Annotated in this window: 26 protein-coding genes; 12 read left to right on the top strand and 14 right to left on the bottom strand. The window is 58.4% G+C overall.

The genetic code is table 11. From position 1 onward, the window contains the following. Positions 1-8 precede the first annotated feature (8 nt). Positions 9-1,223 carry an acyl-CoA dehydrogenase family protein gene (locus L53_RS02095; protein ID WP_084332976.1) on the top strand — a complete coding sequence of 405 codons (1,215 nt, stop codon included), beginning with the start codon at positions 9-11 and terminating at the stop codon, positions 1,221-1,223. On the opposite strand, the gene L53_RS16130 is transcribed toward L53_RS02095, so the two are convergent. Both L53_RS16130 and L53_RS02085 read right to left on the bottom strand, forming a co-directional pair. Beyond that, a complete protein-coding gene (locus tag L53_RS16130; protein ID WP_051607463.1) occupies positions 1,220-1,705 on the bottom strand; it encodes a heme-binding protein in 486 nt (161 codons plus the stop codon). The two genes, L53_RS02095 and L53_RS16130, sit on opposite strands and share 4 nt — an antisense overlap. Positions 1,706-1,769: 64 nt before the next feature. Next, the gene (locus L53_RS02085) at positions 1,770-3,299 is read right to left on the bottom strand and encodes an NAD(P)/FAD-dependent oxidoreductase (protein ID WP_034811087.1); all 1,530 of its coding nucleotides are present in this window, start codon (positions 3,297-3,299) and stop codon (positions 1,770-1,772) included. Positions 3,300-3,508: 209 nt separating this feature from the next. Between L53_RS02085 and L53_RS02080 the strand changes: the two genes are divergently transcribed. From L53_RS02080 to L53_RS02070, 3 genes are read left to right on the top strand one after another with little or no spacing between them, the layout of a single operon-like run. Continuing rightward, complete coding sequence (locus tag L53_RS02080; protein ID WP_051607462.1) at positions 3,509-5,602, top strand: transglycosylase domain-containing protein; 2,094 nt, start codon at positions 3,509-3,511, stop codon at positions 5,600-5,602. After that, positions 5,572-6,612, top strand: coding sequence for a class I SAM-dependent methyltransferase (locus tag L53_RS02075; RefSeq protein ID WP_034811085.1), 1,041 nt, complete (start codon positions 5,572-5,574; stop codon positions 6,610-6,612). Before L53_RS02080 ends, L53_RS02075 begins: the two co-directional genes overlap by 31 nt. Next, positions 6,609-7,283: a pseudouridine synthase gene (locus L53_RS02070; protein ID WP_034811083.1), complete on the top strand. Its 675-nt coding sequence runs from the start codon at positions 6,609-6,611 to the stop codon at positions 7,281-7,283. The genes L53_RS02075 and L53_RS02070 overlap by 4 nt, the downstream gene beginning before the upstream one ends. A 51-nt stretch (positions 7,284-7,334) precedes the next feature. Here the strand turns inward: L53_RS02070 and L53_RS02065 are convergent, their stop codons facing one another. Further along, the gene (locus L53_RS02065; protein WP_233347487.1) at positions 7,335-8,297 is read right to left on the bottom strand and encodes a peptidoglycan-binding protein; all 963 of its coding nucleotides are present in this window, start codon (positions 8,295-8,297) and stop codon (positions 7,335-7,337) included. Positions 8,298-8,703: 406 nt separating this feature from the next. On the opposite strand from L53_RS02065, the gene L53_RS02060 reads away from it, so the two are divergent. After that, entirely contained in the window at positions 8,704-10,533 is a 1,830-nt protein-coding gene (locus tag L53_RS02060) for an ABC-F family ATP-binding cassette domain-containing protein (RefSeq protein ID WP_034811933.1), read from the top strand. Between the two features lie 60 nt (positions 10,534-10,593). Then, positions 10,594-11,034, top strand: coding sequence for a PAN domain-containing protein (locus tag L53_RS02055; protein WP_034811081.1), 441 nt, complete (start codon positions 10,594-10,596; stop codon positions 11,032-11,034). Here the strand turns inward: L53_RS02055 and L53_RS02050 are convergent. The 6 genes from L53_RS02050 to L53_RS02030 form a co-directional block, all read right to left on the bottom strand. Continuing rightward, positions 11,031-12,629, bottom strand: a complete 1,599-nt coding sequence (locus L53_RS02050; protein WP_034811078.1) for a peptide chain release factor 3 — start codon at positions 12,627-12,629, stop codon at positions 11,031-11,033. The genes L53_RS02055 and L53_RS02050 overlap by 4 nt on opposite strands. Before the next feature lie 68 nt (positions 12,630-12,697). Further along, positions 12,698-13,072 (bottom strand): hypothetical protein, encoded by a 375-nt coding sequence (locus L53_RS02045; RefSeq protein ID WP_034811071.1) that lies wholly within the window; start codon positions 13,070-13,072, stop codon positions 12,698-12,700. Positions 13,073-13,179: 107 nt separating this feature from the next. Further along, a complete protein-coding gene (locus tag L53_RS02040) occupies positions 13,180-13,530 on the bottom strand; it encodes a DUF1491 family protein (RefSeq protein ID WP_233347485.1) in 351 nt (116 codons plus the stop codon). Positions 13,531-13,620: 90 nt separating this feature from the next. After that, positions 13,621-13,977, bottom strand: coding sequence for a HAMP domain-containing sensor histidine kinase (locus tag L53_RS16125; RefSeq protein WP_198019714.1), 357 nt, complete (start codon positions 13,975-13,977; stop codon positions 13,621-13,623). Between the two features lie 67 nt (positions 13,978-14,044). Further along, positions 14,045-14,827 carry a histidine kinase dimerization/phospho-acceptor domain-containing protein gene (locus L53_RS16120; protein WP_051607460.1) on the bottom strand — a complete coding sequence of 261 codons (783 nt, stop codon included), beginning with the start codon at positions 14,825-14,827 and terminating at the stop codon, positions 14,045-14,047. Further along, positions 14,824-15,213: a hypothetical protein gene (locus L53_RS02030; RefSeq protein WP_034811069.1), complete on the bottom strand. Its 390-nt coding sequence runs from the start codon at positions 15,211-15,213 to the stop codon at positions 14,824-14,826. The genes L53_RS16120 and L53_RS02030 overlap by 4 nt, the downstream gene beginning before the upstream one ends. Before the next feature lie 119 nt (positions 15,214-15,332). On the opposite strand from L53_RS02030, the gene L53_RS02025 reads away from it, so the two are divergent. Then, positions 15,333-16,310 (top strand): hypothetical protein, encoded by a 978-nt coding sequence (locus tag L53_RS02025; RefSeq protein WP_034811067.1) that lies wholly within the window; start codon positions 15,333-15,335, stop codon positions 16,308-16,310. A gap of 71 nt (positions 16,311-16,381) precedes the next feature. Next, positions 16,382-16,834: a SufE family protein gene (locus L53_RS02020; protein WP_233347484.1), complete on the top strand. Its 453-nt coding sequence runs from the start codon at positions 16,382-16,384 to the stop codon at positions 16,832-16,834. Here L53_RS02020 and L53_RS02015 read toward each other — a convergent pair. Both L53_RS02015 and L53_RS02010 read right to left on the bottom strand, forming a co-directional pair. Next, positions 16,798-17,457 carry a hypothetical protein gene (locus L53_RS02015; protein ID WP_034811065.1) on the bottom strand — a complete coding sequence of 220 codons (660 nt, stop codon included), beginning with the start codon at positions 17,455-17,457 and terminating at the stop codon, positions 16,798-16,800. The genes L53_RS02020 and L53_RS02015 overlap by 37 nt on opposite strands. Before the next feature lie 3 nt (positions 17,458-17,460). Next, complete coding sequence (locus L53_RS02010; protein WP_051607459.1) at positions 17,461-17,805, bottom strand: helix-turn-helix domain-containing protein; 345 nt, start codon at positions 17,803-17,805, stop codon at positions 17,461-17,463. A 122-nt stretch (positions 17,806-17,927) separates the two neighbouring features. Here L53_RS02010 and L53_RS02005 point away from each other — a divergent pair, with 122 nt between their 5' ends. The 3 genes from L53_RS02005 (at position 17,928) to L53_RS16935 (ending at position 19,644) form a co-directional block, all read left to right on the top strand. Then, positions 17,928-18,926, top strand: coding sequence for an IS1595 family transposase (locus L53_RS02005; protein WP_034811063.1), 999 nt, complete (start codon positions 17,928-17,930; stop codon positions 18,924-18,926). 264 nt (positions 18,927-19,190) lie between these two features. Continuing rightward, the gene (locus L53_RS17500; protein ID WP_255341989.1) at positions 19,191-19,322 is read left to right on the top strand and encodes a hypothetical protein; all 132 of its coding nucleotides are present in this window, start codon (positions 19,191-19,193) and stop codon (positions 19,320-19,322) included. A 58-nt stretch (positions 19,323-19,380) separates the two neighbouring features. Next, a complete protein-coding gene (locus L53_RS16935; RefSeq protein WP_156947785.1) occupies positions 19,381-19,644 on the top strand; it encodes a hypothetical protein in 264 nt (87 codons plus the stop codon). 11 nt (positions 19,645-19,655) lie between these two features. Here L53_RS16935 and L53_RS16930 read toward each other — a convergent pair whose 3' ends face one another. Next, positions 19,656-19,814 carry a hypothetical protein gene (locus L53_RS16930; protein ID WP_156947784.1) on the bottom strand — a complete coding sequence of 53 codons (159 nt, stop codon included), beginning with the start codon at positions 19,812-19,814 and terminating at the stop codon, positions 19,656-19,658. Here L53_RS16930 and L53_RS02000 point away from each other — a divergent pair. Next, positions 19,813-20,460, top strand: a complete 648-nt coding sequence (locus L53_RS02000; RefSeq protein ID WP_034811061.1) for a hypothetical protein — start codon at positions 19,813-19,815, stop codon at positions 20,458-20,460. The two genes, L53_RS16930 and L53_RS02000, sit on opposite strands and share 2 nt — an antisense overlap. Before the next feature lie 262 nt (positions 20,461-20,722). Here L53_RS02000 and L53_RS01995 read toward each other — a convergent pair whose 3' ends face one another. Next, entirely contained in the window at positions 20,723-21,226 is a 504-nt protein-coding gene (locus tag L53_RS01995; RefSeq protein ID WP_034811060.1) for a PAS domain-containing protein, read from the bottom strand. Between the two features lie 142 nt (positions 21,227-21,368). Continuing rightward, positions 21,369-21,785, bottom strand: coding sequence for a MucR family transcriptional regulator (locus L53_RS01990; RefSeq protein WP_051607458.1), 417 nt, complete (start codon positions 21,783-21,785; stop codon positions 21,369-21,371). Between the last annotated feature and the right edge of the window lie 69 nt (positions 21,786-21,854).

Below are 21,854 nucleotides of genomic sequence, written 5' to 3'. Positions count from 1 at the left end.
TTCATTCAATGGCGGCGCACGTGCCGCACCCCGTATTTCCCCTGATTGCGGCCTGCGCCGCTGCCCCAGACACTGGCCATACGCTCGAAACACAGGAGAGCGACATGGACGGAAATTTTCCAGCTCCCGACCTTGTGGAAGGTCAGGCCGACGCCGCCTTCCGCGCCGAGGTGGATGCCTTTCTCGACGCTGAACTGACCGAGGAACTGCGCGCAGCCGGTCGGGAAACCACCGGGCTGAAATCGCCGCGCTGGGCCTGCGAGGCTTGGCGCAAGCGGCTAAACGCGCGGGGCTGGTTTGCTCCCTCATGGCCTGTTGAATATGGCGGCGCAGGCTGGAGCGCCGAACAACGGCTCTATTTCGAAAATGCCTCAGCGGCCCGCGATGCGCCCATTGTTATGAATTCCGGTGTACGCACGATTGGCCCGCTGATCATTGCCGAAGGCTCGGACGAACAGAAAGCGCACTACCTGCCCGCCATCCTGAATGGCGAGCACGAATGGTGCCAAGGCTTTTCCGAGCCCCAAGCCGGGTCAGACTTGAGCGCGCTTGCCCTGCGTGCGACCCGTGACGGTGAGGAATTTGTGTTGAACGGCACCAAGGTCTGGACGAGCTTTGCCCAATACGCCACCCACATGTTCCTGTTGGCGCGATGCAAGCCGGGCAGCACAGGCCGTGGTGGACTTGTCTTCCTATTGGTGGAAATGAATCGACCCGGAATCCGTATACGTCCGATCGAATTCATTAGCGGCGAACAAGAGACAAATGAAGTTTTCTTCGACGATGTCCGCACTCCAGTCGCTGATCGGGTGGGCGAGATCGATGAGGGCTGGCCGGCAGCAAAAGCCTTGATGGCGATTGCCCGCTCCAACAACACAACGACCGGCCTGCTGAGACGGGCCTTGCGAGCAGCAGCGCGCGGGGTGGCTGGAAACGCGTCATCACAGCAGTTGCTGGAACTGGCCATGAGAGTTGATGCCTTCGAAGCCCTTGAGGCGCGCGCCGCCGACGGCGAGATACCCATCAGCGCCGCGGCGACATCGTCGGTCCTGAAACTGCTCGCGACGGAATTGCATCAGGCCATCACCAAAGTCGGGCTCGACCTGTCACCGAACAGCCAGTTCGCGCAGGCGAAATATCTCTCCACGCGCGCCGCGACGATCTATTCCGGTACGAGCGAAGTGCACCGAAACATTCTGGCCCATGCCATTGGCTGTCCCTAGTCCTCGGCGTTCACTTCCATGATGTCTGCCATTGGGAGGCCGGCCGCAGCTATGCCGACATTGCCACATTCTTCATCGAACACCGATGGCGCACCGGACACACCAACGCCGCCGATCAGTTCACCGCCTTCCAGATGGATCGGTAGCCCGCCACGCCAGTTGGCAACGTCTCCCGGGCCCGGGCCCCAATCGGCGCTCATAGCGGTGGCGTATCCATATTTACCAGCTGACTTGCCCTTCCACATGGCAATGTCAGACACACCTGCGCTGGCATCGTCCATGCGCGCAAAGGCACGCAAGTTGCCATGCTGGTCATAGACCGCGATCGCGACGGACTCGGCCTGTGCTTCGGCATGGTCGAGACAGGCTTTGACAATCGTGCCAGCTGTTTCCAGCCCCATTGTCGGTTTCGCCTCTTGCCCGTGCGCGACCAGTCCAGTGGTCATCAGCAGCGTTGCGGAAATCAGTATTCGGCGCATCATGCGTCCCTCCCTTATGTATGAGAGGAAACGCTAGACGGTGATATCGGGCTTGGCCAGACCAAACTCAGACGAGCGCATCATCCTTTGATTTGGCGCGCGCCGCAATCCCATCATAGACAAACTCCTCGCCGTCCAGATCTATGAGCGGCATCTCGTCTTTCTCGCGCCAGTAGTCCTGCGAGTGTTGCCAGATGTCATGCGAGCCTCGCTTGGGCATCATGTGAAGCGAGCGCATCATGTAGCCAGGATTGAAATTGTCCGTATCCATCCAGGGCAGGATATCCATCCCCTTGTCTTCCTCGCGCAATTCGACACGCACTTCCTTTGCACCGATATCATCCATATGCTTCAGCATGCGGCTGATAAAATCCCCCATAAGATCTACACGCAACGTCCAGCTGGCGCGGAAATAGCCAAACACCCATGCCATGTTGGGCACGCCGGTGAACATCATACCGCGATAGGTAACCGTCTGGCTGAAATCGATGGGCGCTCCATCTTTGGAAAACGGGATGTCTCCCAACACCGACAGGTTGAAGCCCGTCGCCGTGATGATGATGTCAGCCTCAAGCTCTTCGCCCGATTTCAGCAGGATGCCCTTTTCAGTGAAGTGATCGATATGATCGGTGACGACGCTGGCCTTGCCGCTTGCGATGCCCTGGAACAGGTCACCATCGGGCACAAAGGCGATGCGCTGTTGCCACGGGCGATAGTGTGGCGTGAAGTGCGGATCGATCGGGTAGTGAGGCCCAAGGAATTCGCGCACACCCTTGAGCAACTCGGCTCGCACAAGATCCGGCTGTTCCTCAGCCAGGTTCATGAACTTCGTCTGATCAAACAGGACCCGGCGGCGGATGATCTGGTGGATCCATGCCGGATCAACATTTTGCTCGCGCAGGGCATCCGCCAGCTCATTCACATTGCGGCCGGGCGTGAAATAGGTCGGCGAGCGCTGCAATAGCGTGACATGTTCGCAATCCTCGGCGATGGCAGGCACGATTGTCGCTGCCGTGGCGCCGGAACCGATACAGATAACTTTCTTGCCTTTGAGATCGACATCTTCTGGCCAGGTCTGGGGGTGAATGATCTGCCCCCGGAAATCCTCCATGCCGTCCCATTCAGGCGTGTAGCCCTTCTGATGATTGTAGTAGCCTTGGCACATCCAGAGAAAGTTTGCGGTGAAAGTCTGCGTGTCGCCCGTATCTTCGCGCTTGGCGGTTACCATCCAGAGCTTGTCACGGGATGACCAGTCGGCACCGATGATCCGGTGATTATACCGGATGTGGCGATCCAGACCGTTCTCCTCGATCACTTCGCCCATATACGTCATGATCTCTTGCGCCGCCGCGATGGGCGCACCGGTCCACGGCTTGAAACGGTAGCCGAACGTGTAGAGGTCACTGTCTGAGCGGATACCGGGATAGGTATGCGTGCGCCATGTACCACCGAAGCCGCCCTGGGCTTCAAGCACGCAGAAACTCTTGTCCGGGCTCTGGTGTTGCATGTGCCATGCTGCGCCGACGCCCGAAATCCCTGCGCCTATGATCAGCACGTCAAAATGATCTGCGGGCATGGCGGCGGGCGATGTGGGCATGATTTCCTCCGGAGTGCCGGGCCTTTTTGTCTAGCCCTGATCTTGCTGACTTCATTGAACCAGCTTGTTGATCCCATATCACTCAGGAATAGCCCCTATTGTAAGGCGTGACCTCGCGGCAGGGCGCGCGCTGCAAGCGGTGCCTTCACCTCGCCCAATTCCTTCGGCATTTAGCTTGCTGGAAACCCGAATTCAGGTATCTGGAAAACATGGCGAAAACACCACGCAACACGCCCAAAAAGGCGGCCAAGGCGGGCGGAACGCGGGCGATTAAGGTGCCGCGGTCACGCTTTGGCTTTCTCGGCACACGTGCGGGCCGCTACCTGATGCTGTTCATCCTTGTCGTGATGCTGGTTGGCGCTGGGTGGGCTTTCTGGAAGTGGCGCTCGCTCTATTTCGGCATGCCGAGCCTGCCGCCGGTCGCTGAGCTGTGGGACGCCAAGCGTGAAGCCGCGATCGAATTCGTTGACCGCGATGGCAACACACTGGACGTGCGTGGGCCGCGCTATGGCCGCGCGACTGACATCAACCGCCTGCCCCCGCATGTGCCGCAAGCCTTCATCGCCGCCGAAGACAAGCGCTTCTACGAACATGATGGGGCAGACGATGCCGCCATCGCACGTGCAGCCTGGTCGAACATGCGCGCCGGGGAGACCGTGTCCGGTGCGTCCACGATCACCCAACAGCTCATCAAGAATCTTGTTCTGGACAGCCGTCAGACCATGTCCCGCAAAGCGCAGGAAATGAAACTGGCGCGCGAACTCGAAAAGAAGCTCGGCAAGGACGAAATTCTCACGCTCTATCTGAACCGAGTCTATTTCGGCGCGGGTCTGTATGGGATCGATGCGGCCTCGCGCTACTATTTCGGCAAGCCACCGGAAGACTTGTCCATACCGGAAGCCGCCATTCTGGCTGCGCTGCCAAAAGCACCGTCGAAGCTGAACTTGCGGGAGAACCTGGAAGGCGCCAAGTCACGCCAGCTCTATGTTCTGGAACAAATGGCCGATCTTGGCTTTATCACGGCCGATGAAGTGACCGACGCCATTGAGACAGACATCACCATCATCGACGCGCCCGCCTATGATCCCCAACTTGGCTATGTGATGGACACGGTTGCCGACCGGGTGAAGCTTATGCTGCCGCGGCCGCCGGGTGATATGGTGGTGACCCTGTCGCTCGATATCGAGATGCAGGACAAGATACGCGCAAAGCTGGACGCGCGCATGGAGAAAGATGGCAAGGACGCAAATGCGAGCCAGGCCTCTGCCCTCGTTATCGACCGCGAGGGTCGCGTTGTGGCGCTGGTCGGCGGGCGCGATTTCACAGAGTCAGAATTCAACCGTGTGACGCAAGCCAAGCGTCAGCCGGGTTCCAGTTTCAAGCCCTTTGTCTATGCCGCGGCGCTGGAGAATGGTTATTCACCCTATGACGTATTCGAGGATGCCCCGCTCGCCATTGGCAAATGGCAACCCGAAAACTATGGCGGCGGCTTCCTGGGGCCCATGACATTGAGCGAGGCCATGGCGCGCTCAACCAATACGATTGCCGCTGAACTGACGCAGGAAGCCAGCGAAGAAAGCGTCATCAATATTGCGCGTCGCTTTGGCATCACGACGCCGCTGCAGCCCTTCCCCTCCATTGCGCTGGGCAGCCAGGAAGTCTCCCTGTGGGAAATCACCCGCGCATTTGGCACGTTCCAGTCGGGCGGGCTGCGCATGGATCCGTGGCTGATCGAGAAAATCGAAAATTCGCGCGGCGATGTGCTCTACACGCGTCCCGATTATAATCGCGACCGGGTCTATGATCATGAACTCGCCAAGGAAATGAACGGCATGCTCGCCCGTGTCGTCAATGCCAGGTTTGGTACCGGCCGCCGTGCGCGGTTTGGCAACTGGATGGTCGCCGGCAAGACCGGCACCAGCCAGGACTGGCGCGATGCCTGGTTCATCGGGTTTACCAACGCATATGTCGGTGGCGTTTGGGTCGGCAATGATGATGACAGCCCCAGGCCTGCCGGCCGATCTCTGGTCGGATATCATGGAAATTGCGCATGCGGGTATGCCGCCAGAGCCCCTGCTTGGCGCAGAAGCAGGCATCGAAATGAGCGAAGCCGCCGAAGAACGCGTGACGTTCTATCGCGGCATGGCACAGGCGTTTGGTACAGCGTCCAGCTCGCGCAGCGGAACCAGCAATGGCGTGCGGATCATCCGCCAGTAGTGCGGTATGATGGCCGGGACTTTCCCGCGCCGGACAAACCCATTAAAGACCGCGCATGTTTGATACCCCTGTCTACGAAACCCTGATGCTGGCCCTTGATGAGGGGGCCGTAACCTTGCCCGATGAGGGGCCGATCCTGTTCCTGCGCGCAGAGCTGTCGCCGCACCTCGCGCGCCTCCCGAAAGAGCGCCTTGTCTGCCAGAACAGTTTCAAACCCGATCATGAAGCGTTGAAAGCGGCCGGGTTTGATGTCCTGCCACCTGAAACCGAAACATTCCCGGCGAGCCAGCTCACCCTGCTCTTGCCACCGCGCCAGAAGGATGAGACGCGCGCCCTTTTTGCTCGCGCGCTGCGTGATGCGCCCGAGGGCGGTGTGATCCTCGCCTGCCTGCCCAACACGCTCGGGTCGAAGACGATTGAGAAACTGCTGCGCGAGATCGCTGGCGAGACAGAGGCGCTGTCAAAGAACAAATGTCGCGCCTTCTGGACGGTCAAGAACAGCTCACAGATCAACAAAGACCTGATGGAAGAATGGATCGCACGCGATGCCCCGCTGGAAATGGAAGCCGGTGTGTGGAGCCGCCCCGGCCTGTTCTCGTGGAACCGGATTGATGCGGGGTCTGAACTGCTTGCGGACAGCGTACCGGAAAACATTCGCGGACGCGGCGCAGATTTTGGCGCAGGCCAGGGATTCCTTTCCCGCGAGATCCTCCAGCATTGCCGTCACGTCGAGCACATGACCCTGCTGGAAGCTGAAAATCGCGCCCTACCCTGTATCGCGCAAACACTCTCCGGCTTTGAGAACTGGGACATGAAATGGGCTGATGCGACCAAAGAAGGTGGCAGCACACTGTACGATTTCATCGTGATGAATCCACCCTTCCATGTTGGCCGCGCCGATGCCGCATCGCTGGGTCAGGATTTCATACGTTCTGCGGCAAAGGCGCTACGCGGTAGCGGGCAACTCTGGCTGGTTGCCAATCGCCATCTGCCGTATGAGGAAGTTCTTGGCGAATGCTTCAAGACGTTCGAAATGCTGGAAGACTCAGGCGGCTACAAGATTCTCCGCGCAGAGAAGCCGAAACGGAAGCGATGAAACAGGACCGTCAGCTGGCGAAATACCTGGCTAACCTCGGATATGGCAGCCGCAAGGAGATGGAGGCCGCGATCCGCGCGGGCCGCGTGACCGGCACAGGCAACGATCTTCGCTTCAACGGCGAACCGCTCGACCCGGCGCCCGGCATGGTGCTGATAATGAACAAGCCGGCGGGCTTTACCTGCTCGCGGGCGGACCAGGGCCGACTGGTCTATGAATTGCTGCCATCACGCTTCCTCCAACGCAGCCCGCCCCTCTCAACGATCGGGCGACTGGATGCAGATACGACAGGACTTTTGCTGTTCACGGATGATGGTAAACTGCTTCACAAACTGATCTCACCAAAATCAGCAACCGAGAAAACCTATGAGGCAGCTCTGGCGCGCCCGCTGGAGGGTCATGAGGCCGACCTGTTTGCCAGCGGCACGCTAATGTTGCGAGGTGAAGAAAAACCTCTATTGCCAGCGCGTCTCGAAGTCACCGGCGAGCGCTCGGCTCGCCTGACCATTACGGAAGGCCGATACCATCAGGTCCGCCGCATGTTTGCTGCCGCAGGCAATCACGTAGAGGCTCTACACCGCGCCGGCTTTGGCGCGCTGGAGCTTGGCAGTCTTCCGGAAGGCGAGTGGCGCGTGCTGGATGAAGACGACCTTACACGGCTTGGTGCATGAAAAACCCCGCACGTCCGAAGACGCGCGGGGCAAGTCGCCGGGGTCAGGGGCCTAGTTCTTGGTCAGACCCAGCGACTCGACCGTAGAGATGGTCAGGTAGCCAACCGGCAAATTGTTGGACCGCTGGTAGGATTCCATTGCGGTAAGCGTGGCCGGGCCGAATTCGCCATCGACCGGGTTCGAATAGCCCGCATCGGAGAGCGCCTGCTGAACGCTGCGGATCTTGGACGAGGTAGCGTTCGTATCACAGAGGACTTCACGCCACTCCAGAGCGCCACCGCCGCTGACGACGCGCTTGTCGATCGCCTTGTATGTGGCGGGAACAACGAGGGTTTCCTCGCTGGCTGGCGTGACCAGTTTCTCGACAGTCACAGTATTGTAGACAGCCGGCACGATCTCTTCTACCACTTGTGCTTCTTCAACCACGACTTCCTTGGTCACGGTTTCGTAGGTGGACGGAATGGTGCGGGTCTCCGTGCGCTCTGGCGAAAGGAGACGTGTGCGCGTCACGGTTTCGTACTCGGCTGGCACTTCGACACGGCACAGCAATTCGCCGGTGGACACACCATTGGATGACGCCGATGCGTCCGTCGCGCGACCATACAAGCCATTGCCAGGCTTCCAGGTCGTGTAAGCTTCGCGGATGAGAACCTGTTCTGTATAGGTTTCATATTCTGCCGGAACGACGGTCGTCTCGACGCGCTCAGGTGCCACGAGAACTTGTTCGGTCACTGTCTCGTATGTGGCCGGAATGACGCGGATATTCTTGGTCTCCTCCTTGACCAGGACCTGCTCGGTCACGGTTTCATAAGTTGCAGGAACCAGCTTGATTTCGGTGCTCTCCGGACGGTCCACAACCTGCTCTGTCTGAACATTGATCTGCTCAGGAATCAGGACCCGCGCATAGCATGTACCCGGATCGGATGCCGGCGGATAATCGCTGGATTCAGCAGCAGATGCGGCGCCTACAAGCGTGGCAACAGCAACGGTAGCGATGAGAATTTTCTTTGACATAATTTGTCCCCTATTCAACACGCATAATTCGTTCTCGAATTAACGTGCACCAAGATAAAGCTGGAGGAACAGTTGTATTGTCATGTATCCCCCCAACACTTCGTCATCCGTCAGCCTAGCGATTAAAACGCCGGTGCTGAGGCAACGGGGAAAGAGATGAAAGTTTCGCAATGAACGCTACCTGAACGCGGACCGGATTCACTGCAATCGTCTGCATTTCGGATCACGCAACGCATACGGAAGGTAGAATTTCGCGGGCGCATGGCGTACCTCCCGGCTCGCTCGAAGCCTAGATTCAAACTTGCCCAATAGCGTTTTCGCGCGTCGGTTCTGGCCCAAAATTCTGCGGCCCGGTGTGCCCAGACACCGCATGCGCCCCCTAGCGCGAACCTGTAGCACACGCTACATCGCGCCTATGGCACAGCCCCCATTGATCACCCTGAACGACCTTCGCCTCACCTTTGGGGGCAAGCCCCTGTTTACGGGGGTCAGCTTCTCCCTATCCAAGGGCGAACGAGTCGCTTTGGTCGGGCGAAATGGCGCCGGCAAGTCGACATTGATGAAAATTATCTCCGAAAGTGTCGAATCCGACAGCGGAGACGTCTGGCGTCAGCCTGGCATCACCTATGCCATTGTTTCCCAAGAACCCAGTCTGGCAGGGTTCGAGACGGTTCTGGACTATGTATCGGAAGGCCTTGAGGCCAGCTACATGGCCGAAGCGGAACTGATGGAATTCGGCGTTGATGGCGCGGCAGACCCAACCACCCTGTCGGGAGGACAACAGCGCCGCGCGGCCCTTGCCAAAGCATTTGCGCGCGAGCCTGATGTCCTGTTGCTGGATGAGCCGACCAACCATCTCGATGTGCCCATGATCGAAACGCTGGAGCGTCGCCTCAAGGGCTTCCATGGCGTCGTCCTTCTGGTCAGCCACGACCGACGTTTCCTGGAGAATGTCTCGACCAACACACTCTGGCTGCGTCAGGGCAAGGTACTGAAAAGCCCGGAAGGCTATTCCAAGTTCGATGAATGGGCCGAACAGGTCGAACAGGAAGAGGAACGTCAGCTTCGCCGCATGACGACACAGCTGAAAGACGAGCATCATTGGCTGGCACGCGGCGTGACCGGGCGCCGCAAGCGCAACCAAGGCCGCCTCGCCCGACTGAAACAGATGCGCGTGCAGCATGCCGAAATGCGTGGCGCGCTACAGGACCGCAAGAATACGGCCGACCTGTCAGTCTCCAGCGGTGATTCAATGAGCAAGAAGGTGATCGAGGCCAAGGATCTGTCGAAGACCTTCGATACGCCGAACGGCCCGCTCATGATTGCTGAAGACCTTTCCCTGCGCATCCTGCGCGGCGACCGGATCGGCATCATCGGCCCTAACGGCGCGGGCAAGACAACGCTGGTACGCCTGCTGCTGGGCGAAATCGAACCCGATGCGGGCAGTGTGCGCCAGTCCAAGACGCTGGAAGTGACCTATCAGGACCAGACACGCGACACGCTGAATCCGAAAGATACCGTCTGGGAAGCACTGGCCCCCGCTGGCGGCGACTCGATCATGGTTCAGGGCAACCAGCGCCATGTTGCCGCCTATGCCAAGGACTTCCTGTTCAAACCGGAACAACTGCGCCAGCCCGTCGGCGCCCTCTCCGGCGGTGAACGCAACCGGCTCGCCCTTGCGATTGGCCTCGCCAAATCATCGAATTTGATGGTGATGGATGAACCCACCAATGATCTCGACATGCAGACGCTGGAATTGCTGGAGGATATGCTGCTCTCCTATGACGGCACGCTGATCCTGGTCAGCCACGACCGGGCCTTCCTGGATGCCACCGTGACGAGCTGCCTCTGCCCTGTGGGCGATGGCAGATGGGTGGTCACTGCCGGCGGTTGGACCGATGCGCAGGACCAACTGAAACATTTTCGCCAACAGGACGAGACCGCCCAGAAATCCGAAAAGAGCAAAACTGAGACGTCATCCCGTCCGAAACCTCAGAAGAAATTGTCCTACAAGGATGAGCATCGCCAGAAAGAGATCAATGATCTGATCCCGAAACTCCAGGCGGAGATCAAGATCCTCGAAGCCAAGATGGGCGATCCAGAACTCTACACGCGAGACCCAGACGCCTTCGCGAAGGCATCTGCCAGAATCGGATCAGCACGCGACGAACTCGACATGATCGAAATGGAATGGCTAGAGATCGAGGAAAAGCGCGAAAGCCTGTCAGGTGCCTGAACAACCTTTCCTTAAGACAGGCTGCCTAGGATTCGCCGATGATTGAGGGAGTCCTTCGAAATGCGCCTTTTTCCAGCCCTTTTGCTCGCCGCCTGTTTCAGCCTGCCTGTCATGGCCGATAGTCTTGAGGCAGAGTCGGCATCGGCTGAAGCGATACAGGCCGCTCCGGGGCAGCAATCTGGCATATACCGCTTTGGCGCGACGTATGAATTTACAAACACCGCGACCGTCGATGACTGCCAACAGCTCTGCAATACGCGGCCTGCCTGTCTTGCCTGGAGCTACATAGAAGCACTCGATGAAGGCGCGTCGCGCTGTGAGCTTAAACGCGGCGCAGGTAAGGTAGAGCACAATCCGCTCGCCACGTCAGGTCTGTCTTCCCAGCATGAAGATCGCCATCAGCCCGTGCTTGAAGTTCAGGAAGAATTGCAAGGCGGATCAAACCTCGCCTCGCCACCGAGTGACAAGCCGGAACCTCTGGTCGCGACCGACCCAGCCTAGACCAGACGTTCCTTGGTGGCCGTGAAGCGAATGTCCGGGTTCTTTTCCTGAGCATAGCCCACATCCCAGGCATTCTTTGCCAGATAGACCGGCGCGCCATCCAAATCTGTTCCGCTGGCGGACTTGTTCCTGTCCAGAAAGTCTTCAAGCTTCTTGTCGTCATCTGAACTCATCCAGCGTGCGACATTGTAGGGTGCAGGCTCGAAGACGACTTCGAGATTGTATTCTGCTGCTACTCGCTCCGTCATCACCTCAAACTGTAGCTGGCCAACCGCGCCGACAATCATGTCAGAACCGATGGCCGGCTTGAAGAGTTGGGTCACCCCTTCTTCGGCAAGGCTTTCGAGTGCCTTGCGCAAATGCTTGGCTTTCATCGGGTCTTTCACCCGCGCGCGGCGGAGCAGTTCGGGCGCAAAGTTCGGAATGCCACCAAACTGAATATCTCCGCTCTCAGAGAGGCTGTCACCAACACGTAGTTGGCCGTGGTTCGGCACACCAATGACATCGCCCGCATAAGCCGTCTCCGCAATCTCGCGGTCTTGGGCCAGGAACATCATTGGATTGTGGATGTTCAACTGTTTGCCAGCTGTCGTCTTCAGGCGCATGCCACGCTTGAACTCGCCGGAGCACAGTCGCAAGAAAGCCACCCGGTCACGATGGTTCGGATCCATGTTCGCCTGAATCTTGAAGACAAAGCCGGAGACCGGCTTGTCGCCCGCATGGATCATCACGGACTCACCTTTTTTCTCGGCCTTCTGATCACGCGGCGCGGGCGCATAGGAATGCAGTGTACGCAGCAATTCCAAAACGCCGAAATGGCGCAGCGCCGAACCGAACACGACCGGCGTCATGTGTCCGCCGAGAAAGGCTTCAATGTCAAATTCCGGCAACAGGGTCGTCGCCATTTCTGCGCCTTCGCTAAGCTCGTCAAAGACGCTTTCATCCAACGCCCCCTTCAGGGTGGCATCATCGCCCTGGATTCGCTCAGCTGCGCCAATGCGGGGCGCTTCTCCGGGTTTGCGTTCAAAGACGCAGAATTCCTGCTTCTGGAGGTCCATCATGCCTGAGAAACGCTGGCCACTGGCCGCGGGCCAATAGAGGGGTGCGGTATCCAGCTGCAGCTTGTCCTGGATTTCGTCCAGCAAGGCGATCGGATCCTGTGCTTCGCGGTCCATCTTGTTGATGAAGGTCACGATGGGAATGTCGCGCAGGCGGCACACTTCGAACAGTTTCAGCGTCTGTGGCTCGATGCCCTTTGCGGCATCCAGCACCATCACGGCACAGTCGGCCGCGGTGAGCGTGCGGTAAGTATCTTCGGAGAAGTCTTCGTGGCCTGGCGTATCGAGCAGATTGAATACCAGACCGTCGAACTCAAACGTCATGACCGAGGCAGAGACCGAGATGCCGCGATCCCGCTCGATCTTCATCCAGTCCGACGTCGTGCGGCGAGCCTGCCCACGCGCAGCAACTTCACCGGCGGCGCGGATGGCACCGCCAGCAAGCAGCAGATTCTCCGTCAGCGTCGTCTTACCGGCGTCCGGGTGGGAGATGATGGCAAAGGTGCGCCGGCGGGCGGCTTCCTGTTCATGGGACATGTGATCTGGGCTCTTTCGTGCTGGGCAGAGGCCCTAGCCCATTTGAACCGCCGAATGAAGCACCAGTATCAGGCTGCGTTCGGCCAGATCTCTCGCACGTCGGGGGCTTTTCCCTCGCGATGGTGCCGGTCCCGCAGGGATTCCAGGATGGTTTCTGGCAAAATGGTCAGGCGAGGTTCGCCGACAACGTCCCCGAAAATCGGGAAAAGCACAGCATTGGCGCCGGTCTTGGCGATGATCAGGGACCCAAGATCCTGCAGGAGGGAGTCTTCGAGGGGAATGTGCTCTTTCAGATGCTCGCCAACGACCCGGCTGGCGAAATTCAGCGCTTCGCGTGCCCGCATGCCGTAAGGGTCTCCGCAGCCAAGCGACTGCCACCGTTTGGCAAGGTGCATCTCGGGTATTTCGATCTCGGTGATCTGATCATTTATCAGAAACAGCATGACTTGGCGCGCCCCAACTAGAATTCAGGCCGAAGCTGCCCTCTCACGGTTAATAAAGACCTACTGCCGGTTAAAGAGTTCTGTGAATCTGCGGCCTTGGTCAGCGCCTATTCGGGACTGTCCACATGCTCGGTCAGGAAGTGCCTGCCGTCCCGGTCCTCGATCTCGATAGCCCAAAGATCGGGGTCGCGATCCTGCGCCTTGCGCACATGGGCGTCCACAGTCGCTTCCTCAGGCCCGATCCCCTGCACACGCAGGTCAATAAAGATGCGTTCGCCCTCCATATTCATGCTGGGCACATAGACAGCCGCAGTGCCATCCAGACGCGCGACCTTGATCAGAACATCACCACGTTCGGCGTCGCCCTTTTGCAGAACAAATGCTGCGGCGCCCGCAACCTGTGCCCGCCGGACCAGCGCTTCAACCCAGAGCTTCGTGGGCAATCTTTCCATCATCATGGTCCGAAATCCTGTTAAGGGCCGCCTGCCCGGTTATTGCGGATGGGAAACTCCATAGACGCGTTCAGGCCAATCCGGAAAGCGGTTAGCTTATTGCGCGGCATCTTCCATTGGCTGGATGTCGGCCGGGTTGGCGCGTGGCAGGCTCACTTCGACCTTGGTGCCCTTGCCGGGCGCGGAGTCGATCACGACCTGACCGCCATGCAACTGGGCGAAGGAATTCACCACGGCAAGACCCAGCCCGGTGCCCTGACGACCTTTGGAATTGCTGCCTTGAGAGAATGGCTCAAGCACACGGCGTACATCTTCCGATGACATACCTGCGCCCTTGTCGGTGACGCTCAGCACGGTCGCATTTCCTTCGTCGCGCGCATCCAGCGTGACCGTGCCGCCGGAAGAGGAATACTTGATCGCATTGGAAACGAGGTTCTGCCAGATCTGTCGCACGGCGCGCGCATCAGCTTCGGCCCAGACCTCGCTGGTTGCCTTCAGTTTCAGTTTGACGCCAGCACGTTCAGCCTGGTTGTCGAGCTGTCTCAGGATGGATTGCGCACTCCAGCCGCTGACGGTCGGCCTCGGCCTTCGCGAGGTCCAGAATATCATCGACCAGCAAGAGCAGGTCCTGTCCGCTCTCATGAATGATTTCTGGATAGTCCTTGTAGGGCTCAGGCATCGGGCCGCGAATGCCGGCCCGCATCATGTCGGCATAGCCAAGAATGGCATTGAGCGGGGTTTTCAGTTCATGGCCAAGGGACGCGAAAAAGGCCGTCCGACCTTTCAGGCGCGCTTCAGCCTCTTCCAGTCTGGCACGTGTATCCAGCGTCATCGCCCGCGCCTCAGTCAGGTCCCGCAGCACCAGCACCGCACCGGCCTCATGCGCCTCGGCAACAAACGCAGCCTCGCGGCCATTGCTCAGAGTTACTTCGCCATGCGTGCGGCCATTGGCGGGCTTCAGCAGGCTGACTTCGTTCTCATCCTGCAGCAGATTTGCGAGCAAGCCGCCTGCCCTCACATTGTCCAGGCCCAACAAGTCGCCGCTGAGCGTTCGGATACGACCAAACTCAGACACATCCAGCAGCAACAGGCCGGACTCTTCCGGCAGGCCCACATCCTGTCGGATTGTCACCATCTCCGTCGTCGTCTCTGCTGGCATTGCAGCTTCTTCCTCGCGAGCCTTCAGGAACGTCCAAGCCAGCAATCCGATCATGACCAGACCTGCAAAAGCCAGCAACATGGCCGGCACCTGATACGCTGCCAGCCGTCCCATGAGGCCGTCCAGCGCATCGATCTCTCTCACGAGGTGACCCTTGCCGAGGCCGCCATGCCGGGCTTACCCAGATTCATCGCCGTCAGCGGTGCGATGGCAAACAATATGGTCAAAGGCGACAAGGCCGCACCGGTCGAGGCGATACCGAGCATGGCCAACAGTGTCCAACCGATCACCAGAAATGGCCCGATGAGATCCTCAGCGCGTATTTTGGAATGCAACAGCGCTGCCCCCACCACGCCCGGAAGCGCAGCGAGGCCGAGTCCGGCCAGGAGCGCGTTATCGGCAAGCCCGCCTATTAACGCTGAGATCCCCAGTGCCACTGTCAGGACGAGCCAGACAAGATGGATGAACTGTAATCTCTTTCGCATCAGTTCGGGCAAGTCGTTAACACCCCGGTGAGATTCCTTAGGCATTCTGCCTGTGTCACGCATACTTTGCTGTATTTGTAATGTGTGCAGCAGGCAAGGTGAGGTTCCCCATGGGGGGAAGTTCATGCAACACTGTCGCGTGACGCGTGAGGGAGAAGTAGCACATGAAATCCATCAGAATGATCGGTACTGCAGTGGTTGCCCTTGGCTTGGCCATGGGGGCATCAGCGCAGTCAGGCGACCCGATTTCGGAATCGGCCGCCGTATATGGGACATACCAGTCCGATGTAACGGATGTGAAAGAGAAGCCTTTCGCCTCCGCCAAAGACATCGACCACGCCCTGAACTCTCTGGGCGGGCACAATCCCGACCAATTGTCGAAGGGGTGGATCTCCTATTCCGCCTTGATCGCCTCACAGGACCCTGAATACCGGGCCGCTGTTCGCGACATTGCAAGTTTCTACGGCAACGACGCGCTGCTGACCGGCCTGAAGAATGATGTGCGCTATGCACGCCAGCTCAGTGGCGGCGACAATGCGGTCAGCTCATCGCTCGCCGCAACAGAAGCCGACAGCCAGCGCCTCAGCGCCACGGCGGCCTATGTGAAAGAACAAGCCTACAGCCTGCAAGGCTCCGGCTGGGCGAAAGCCAAGATCGGAAACTCCGGCGCAAAAGCGACACGACTGAACAGCATCCAGACGGTCGGCACGCCCGCCCGCGGCCAGCTGATCTCCGCCTTCTCGGCCTCTGACATAGACAGCATCCTGGCCGGTGCCGGACGCTCGGGCGCGCCATCACTGTGGGACAACGTCTCCGGCGCAGCTGACGCAATTCGCTTCCCGGCCGCCGTCACCAGCGGCCTTGGCCTGTCCAAGAAAAAGCGTGTGCAGTACGGCAAGGAGCCTGTGGCCGACCAGATCGCCACGCTTGCCGCCTACCGCATCCTCGGCCAGACGGCCGCCTCGTCCAGCCAGGTAAACTCCGCCATGGCTGAGCGCGAAACCCGCGGTTGCCTGAACATGGCAAACCTGAACCTGCAGCAATGTGTTGCTGCAGCGAACCAGCAATATGAAGTTCCGTTCTGCATTGGGGAGCACGCGCTCGCCGACGTCGGACAATGCATTGGCGGCGTCTACCAATAAGCCCCAGCAAACAAGTCTCTCTCTCGCCCCCGGCACCACAATCGGTACCGGGGGTTTCTTTTTTAGAGAAGATGCCCCATCTGGCGGTCATGACCATTGCTGAAACTGCTGATGAAATCCGCGAAGAGTTTTCCTGGCTCGACGATTGGGAAGCGCGCTATGCGCACATCATTGATCTGGGTAAGGCGAACCCCGCGCTAGGGCCGGAAGAGCGCACCGAAGAGACGCGGGTGCGTGGCTGTGCGTCACAGGTCTGGATGGTAACCGATCTTGAGGACGGTCGCATGAAGGTGCGGGCAGAATCCGACGCGATGATCGTATCCGGTCTGATCGCCTTGCTGGTCCGGCTCTATTCCGGCGCGCAGCTGGAAGAAATCAACGGATTTGACGCCAAGGCCCTGCTGGACGAGATCGGCGTCAGCGGCGCGCTCACGGCTCAACGCTCGAACGGCCTCGCCTCCATGCTGGAACGTATTCGCCATGATGCTCAGGCCGGGCTGTCGACCACTCGCGAAAGCTCGTAGGCCACGGCCAATCGGGCAAGCGCCTCCTGCGCAACCTGTTTCACATGTTCGGCTTTCATGCGCCACCGCGCCGTCAGCGCTGTGACAGTTGCCCGGTCGATCAGCAAATCCTCCAGCTGTCGCATGGCCAGCACACCCATCTCTGTTTCCAGCTCGGCCAAACGATCCGACGCGCGCTGGTGTGTGGATTTGTCGAAGACCGGGCGTGCGCGAGCGGAAGCCGGTTGGCTGGCGCGAATGAACTCATCCCGGTAGCGCCCCGCCGCCGCACTTTGTCGGATCACTTCCGGCGCATGCGTGTCGGCAACCAACTCAACCATCAATCCATGTCGACAATCCGCGCGCACATTCAGCCAGTCTGACGGCCGGGAGGTTGCACGCGAATCCAACTCAAGCATCAGCGTCGGCCCGGCGGCCAATCTGTCCGGAAACGCGACCTGCGCCCGAAGGCACGCGTCCGCCTTCAACCGCGCGACGATGTGCGGCGACACCCAACCGGCGACTTGTCGTCGAGTGTCCGGACCGCGATAGGCCAAATATATCTGCCGCACTGGCGCAACCATGCCACCATGCGTCAGCACCGTCCGCAACCGATACTCGGTCAGGACCCGCCGCATCGCCATTCCCTAGACCGCCATCGCAGCACCGTCGAGCACGACGACGCTCGACAGGCCGACGGCCAATTGCTCGATCCAGACATCGAAATCCGGATCATCGCGGCAATCCTCGATGAGGTTGCAGCCATAAGCGACCGTGGTGCGATCGCGATTGAAGGCGCGGGCCACGCGGCTGAGGCTCATACCCAGCGCCGTGCGCAACAGATACATGGCAATCTGGCGACCACGGGCTTCTGCGGGCGAACGGCGCTGGCGGCTGAGGATCGCCTCGGTCTTCAGGCCCAGCGCGTATGCCGTCAGCGCAGCGGCGAGATAGGCCCTGTCCTCGTCTTTCTGGGGATCGAAATCCTGCATGTCTTTCTCCTGTGATGACAGGCATCAGACTACCCGCTTTCTTGAGATGTAGGATAACTTTCCTAATTATATACTTGACAAAGCATCGTTGAAATCATACATATTTCTCAACGGAGCCAGTCATGACCAATCTAAATTCCCCAATTTTTCAATCCGAAGACGCCGCCAGAGAGCATCTGGAAGCCCAGCGCTGGCCTGATGGCGCGGTCTGCCCACACTGCGGATGCGTGGGGGATAAGCACGTCACGGCCATCAAGGGCGCTCGATCCCGCCCGTCTGCCGCGCACCCGGAAGGCAAGGAGCGTAAGGGCCTGTACCAGTGCAATGCCTGCCGCAAGCAATTCACGGTCACGGTCGGCACCGTCTTCGAGCGCTCCAAGGTTCCGCTTCATAAGTGGCTTCTGGCAACCTACCTGCTGACCTCCTCCAAGAAGGGCATGTCAGCCCACCAGTTGCACCGCACGATTGGCGTTACCTACAAGACTGCGTGGTTCATGTTCCATCGCATCCGCGAAGCCATGAAAGAGGATGGCACGTCCGGCCCTCTGGGTGGCAAAGGCAAGGTGATCGAGGCTGACGAAATGTACCACGGCAAGCGTGACGTGCCTTACAAGTCGCCCAACCGCAGAACGCCTTACACCAAGTCCGGTAAATCAGGCGGCGCACAGAAGCGCGTTATCGTTGGCCTTATCGAGCGCGGCGGCCAGACCCGCACCTTTCATGTGAACGTGGCCACCAAGAAAACCGTTCGTGAGATCCTCGTGAAGAATGCAGACCGCAAGTCGCGCCTGCACACCGATGAATCTCGCCTCTACACGACGACAGGCCAAGAGTTCGCCCGTCACCAGACTACCAATCACTCCGCTGGCGAGTATGCCCGTGGCGACGTGAACTCGAACTCAATCGAGAATGTGTTCTCCATCTTCAAGCGCGGCATGATCGGCGTGTACCAGCACTGTGGGGAAGCCCACCTGCAACGCTACCTGACTGAGTTTGACTTCCGTTATAACCGTCGCACCAAGCTTGGCTTTACGGATGAGGATCGCCACAACGCGCTTCTCAAAATGGTTGCAGGCAAGCGCCTAACCTATCGGCGGACTGGTGAAGCCGCGCTCGCATAAGCAGCGAGTGAGGCGCTTTAAGCGCTGGCGTGCTTCGCGGAACAAATAGGGGGCATCGTCGGCCTCAGGGACTCGACTCCCGATCCGAACATCATCAGTATGGTAAACGATTGCGCTGATTCGGGTTCGTCACAAACCCGAATCAGCAATCGGCAAACCCATTTGAGGGGCCGTGCCGACGTGTGCTTTCGTGAAGCGATTCCATTGAATCGCAAAGGCGCTCTGCAGTCAACGGCCCCTCGCTTTAAAGTGAAGGAGCCAAAAATGGCTACCAAAAAGACGACTACCGTAAAGATTGGCCGCGACGCCAAGACTGGTGAGTTCATCCCGGTAAAGGAGGCTAAGCGCCGCCCGAATACCACTGTGGTGGAGACCATCAAGAAGCCGAAAAAGTAGGCTTTGATTTGGGGGCGCGGGCTTCGGCTCGCGCCCCTCTATACGATAGGAGGCAGCAATGACGGACAGAACGGGCGCTACGGCTAAAGTATCATCGTTTGCACTTCTGACGGGCGGCCCGGATGGTCCGGTTGAGATTGTGCTGAGTGATCAGCCGGATCTGGACCAATCAGAAACATGGTTGAAGGGCCGTGTTGTAGTTTCGTGCACTGAACGGGTGACGTTTGCAGCACTTCGGATAGCAGCCCTTCGCGAACTGCGAACTCTAGTAGGCGACGAAATTCAGCGCCTAGAACGTCTTCGAGACGACAGTGCTGAATGAAGGCGTCTGTGTCATGATCGTTGGTCATGGTCTTTTTTACTATCATCCGGGTGTGCGCTGGGTGAACGCCCATCCTTGCCCTTCTTCATCTCCTCATGCGGCTTTGGCTTCTTCTCCATCATCCGCTTGAGGGTTTCGTTGAACTGTTTGTCTTCTTTGGAGCCGGTCATGGCAGGTATCATACTAAATAATATCCCTTTTGACCCTAACAATCTTGCTGATGACGAGCGCAATGCTGCGCTTGGTCGCTTCATGACTGCATGGAGTGAAGTGGAAGTTGTTTGCGGGTTTCTCTTCAGAGGGTTCGCCAATCTGGAAGCAGATATTGGCGGAGCTATCTTCGATCGTGTCGGTGTGAGGGAGCAGATCGATATCTTAGGCGCCCTGGTTGAGCTTTCGGATGACCCAGCCGCCGCAGCGCTTCCGGGACTACTCGACGAGGCCAACAATCTTTCAAAAGCAAGAAACAAGTTAGTGCATGCGAGCTGGGGCTTATTTAATGGCCAGCCCGCTCGGTTTTGGCAGGGCCTTACATCTTCCCACCTCAGCAGAATATCAGAGGAAACCGCTAAAGGAAAATCCGAACGAGTCAAATTCATCTTCACTCTTTCCGACTTGGGGGACCTGACTCGAAGATGCACTGCCGTCCGAAGCAAACTTGAGGGTTGCCTTCACGCGGTTAAACGCGGGCGCGGTCGGTATTCCGAAGAGATTCAATCATTGCTCGATAGACTGACGCAGCTAACAACTGAAAACCGCGATCTGAATAACGCGCTTCTGCTGGAAAAATCCCGCCAACCTCCTCGGCAAGAATAGATGCGCCCGCCTCAAGCATCTCTGGCGTAATCTCAATCTCTTCTAAAAGCACCGGCCTGTCGGCCATGAGGGTTATCCTGTCTCCCGACTCAGCGCAAGCTTTGTCAGGTATATAATTGGGATAACTTTCCTATTACAACAAGTTGAATGCCCGCAATGTCTGGGGATTACGGCGCAGCCACCGTCAGGAATTCGAGGGATAGAGCCCACTTGCGGGCCGCGCCGTTTCTGCGTTTTATTGAACCTGGTTCGCTTCGCCTGCCTAGGCGGCGGCGCGATCATGGTTGCCGGTTATATCCTTGCCGGCCGGGTCCGGACGGCCCTTTTTTGGTCGGGCGCGCACCAGTTCATCATGGCAGAGTACTTGAGTCAGCTGACCGTCAGGTCCGGCCAAGGGCAAACGCGTCCATGCGTGCATGCGACCATCTTCCTGTTCGATCATCCCGCCAACAGGCGCGCCACGTTCCAGCGCTGCAGCCAGACCGAGGCAATAGGCTTCGCCATGTTCGCCCAGGACATCCTCGATCTGGCGGCCACGGGCCTCCATACCGAAAATCTCACGCAGACGGGAGCCAGCGATTCGAAACCGCCCGGTACCGAATCGGTCGAACTCCACAATGGAGATACTGGCGAGCATGGCACGGAACTGGCCCGGATCCATTGATTCGCGCCGCACAAGACCGTGCGAATCGCGCAAGCCACACCAATACTCGATCAGCTTCTGCTGCGAATCGGTTACGCCTTTGAAGACATTCTGTTTGGTCATTTCAGTCACCCCCAGGTGATTCGATAGAATCACCTATCGCGCGAGTTGAGTCGCGGATCAAGAGTCCTGGTGAGTTTTTCTTAACCATTCCTACCAAATGCTTTCATTTCGATATCGAAACAAAAGTATTCGATTTTGAATACTAGTCGCGCTCGGACTTACCGAGCCCCATTTGCTTGGCGAGCATTGAGCGTTGCTTTGAATAGCCTGGTGCAACCATCGGATAATCGCCGGGAAGCCCCCACTTCTCGCGGTATTCTTCGGGCGTCATATCGTATTTGGTGCGCAGGTGGCGTTTTAGCGATTTGAACTTCAATCCATCTTCCAGACAGATCAGATACTCCTCGCCAATGGATTTCCGGATAGACACAGCGGGCTTGGGTGGTTCCGACATTTCGTCGGTGCCACGCACACCCTCCAGCGAAGAATGGACCAGCTGGATGAGCTGCGGCAGCTCATCGGCTTGCAGCGCATTATTGCTCACATAGGCCGCAACTATTCTTGTTGTCATCTCCAGGAACTCAATCCTGTCGGTCACTGCACTCTCAGTATCAGTCATCTCGCATCCCCGTCATTGCGATTAACCAATCGGGATTAGCTTAAGATTGAGAATGACTCACGTATAAAT

Source organism: Hyphomonas sp. L-53-1-40 (assembly GCF_000682775.1).
Taxonomy (GTDB): domain Bacteria; phylum Pseudomonadota; class Alphaproteobacteria; order Caulobacterales; family Hyphomonadaceae; genus Hyphomonas.
This window is presented reverse-complemented; position numbering and strand designations above follow the sequence as displayed.

What these genes read in the sequence shown, in the direction of transcription:
- L53_RS02095 (WP_084332976.1), top strand. Translation starts at nt 9, where the DNA reads ATGGCGGCGCACGTGCCGCACCCCGTATTTCCCCTGATTGCGGCCTGC.
- L53_RS16130 (WP_051607463.1), bottom strand. Translation starts at nt 1,705, where the DNA reads ATGATGCGCCGAATACTGATTTCCGCAACGCTGCTGATGACCACTGGA.
- L53_RS02085 (WP_034811087.1), bottom strand. Translation starts at nt 3,299, where the DNA reads ATGCCCACATCGCCCGCCGCCATGCCCGCAGATCATTTTGACGTGCTG.
- L53_RS02080 (WP_051607462.1), top strand. Translation starts at nt 3,509, where the DNA reads ATGGCGAAAACACCACGCAACACGCCCAAAAAGGCGGCCAAGGCGGGC.
- L53_RS02075 (WP_034811085.1), top strand. Translation starts at nt 5,572, where the DNA reads ATGTTTGATACCCCTGTCTACGAAACCCTGATGCTGGCCCTTGATGAG.
- L53_RS02070 (WP_034811083.1), top strand. Translation starts at nt 6,609, where the DNA reads ATGAAACAGGACCGTCAGCTGGCGAAATACCTGGCTAACCTCGGATAT.
- L53_RS02065 (WP_233347487.1), bottom strand. Translation starts at nt 8,297, where the DNA reads ATGTCAAAGAAAATTCTCATCGCTACCGTTGCTGTTGCCACGCTTGTA.
- L53_RS02055 (WP_034811081.1), top strand. Translation starts at nt 10,594, where the DNA reads ATGCGCCTTTTTCCAGCCCTTTTGCTCGCCGCCTGTTTCAGCCTGCCT.
- L53_RS02050 (WP_034811078.1), bottom strand. Translation starts at nt 12,629, where the DNA reads ATGTCCCATGAACAGGAAGCCGCCCGCCGGCGCACCTTTGCCATCATC.
- L53_RS02045 (WP_034811071.1), bottom strand. Translation starts at nt 13,072, where the DNA reads ATGCTGTTTCTGATAAATGATCAGATCACCGAGATCGAAATACCCGAG.
- L53_RS02040 (WP_233347485.1), bottom strand. Translation starts at nt 13,530, where the DNA reads ATGATGATGGAAAGATTGCCCACGAAGCTCTGGGTTGAAGCGCTGGTC.
- L53_RS02030 (WP_034811069.1), bottom strand. Translation starts at nt 15,213, where the DNA reads ATGCCTAAGGAATCTCACCGGGGTGTTAACGACTTGCCCGAACTGATG.
- L53_RS02025 (WP_034811067.1), top strand. Translation starts at nt 15,333, where the DNA reads ATGAAATCCATCAGAATGATCGGTACTGCAGTGGTTGCCCTTGGCTTG.
- L53_RS02020 (WP_233347484.1), top strand. Translation starts at nt 16,382, where the DNA reads ATGCCCCATCTGGCGGTCATGACCATTGCTGAAACTGCTGATGAAATC.
- L53_RS02015 (WP_034811065.1), bottom strand. Translation starts at nt 17,457, where the DNA reads ATGGCGATGCGGCGGGTCCTGACCGAGTATCGGTTGCGGACGGTGCTG.
- L53_RS02010 (WP_051607459.1), bottom strand. Translation starts at nt 17,805, where the DNA reads ATGCAGGATTTCGATCCCCAGAAAGACGAGGACAGGGCCTATCTCGCC.
- L53_RS02005 (WP_034811063.1), top strand. Translation starts at nt 17,928, where the DNA reads ATGACCAATCTAAATTCCCCAATTTTTCAATCCGAAGACGCCGCCAGA.
- L53_RS17500 (WP_255341989.1), top strand. Translation starts at nt 19,191, where the DNA reads ATGGCTACCAAAAAGACGACTACCGTAAAGATTGGCCGCGACGCCAAG.
- L53_RS16935 (WP_156947785.1), top strand. Translation starts at nt 19,381, where the DNA reads ATGACGGACAGAACGGGCGCTACGGCTAAAGTATCATCGTTTGCACTT.
- L53_RS02000 (WP_034811061.1), top strand. Translation starts at nt 19,813, where the DNA reads ATGGCAGGTATCATACTAAATAATATCCCTTTTGACCCTAACAATCTT.
- L53_RS16930 (WP_156947784.1), bottom strand. Translation starts at nt 19,814, where the DNA reads ATGACCGGCTCCAAAGAAGACAAACAGTTCAACGAAACCCTCAAGCGG.
- L53_RS01995 (WP_034811060.1), bottom strand. Translation starts at nt 21,226, where the DNA reads ATGACCAAACAGAATGTCTTCAAAGGCGTAACCGATTCGCAGCAGAAG.
- L53_RS01990 (WP_051607458.1), bottom strand. Translation starts at nt 21,785, where the DNA reads ATGACTGATACTGAGAGTGCAGTGACCGACAGGATTGAGTTCCTGGAG.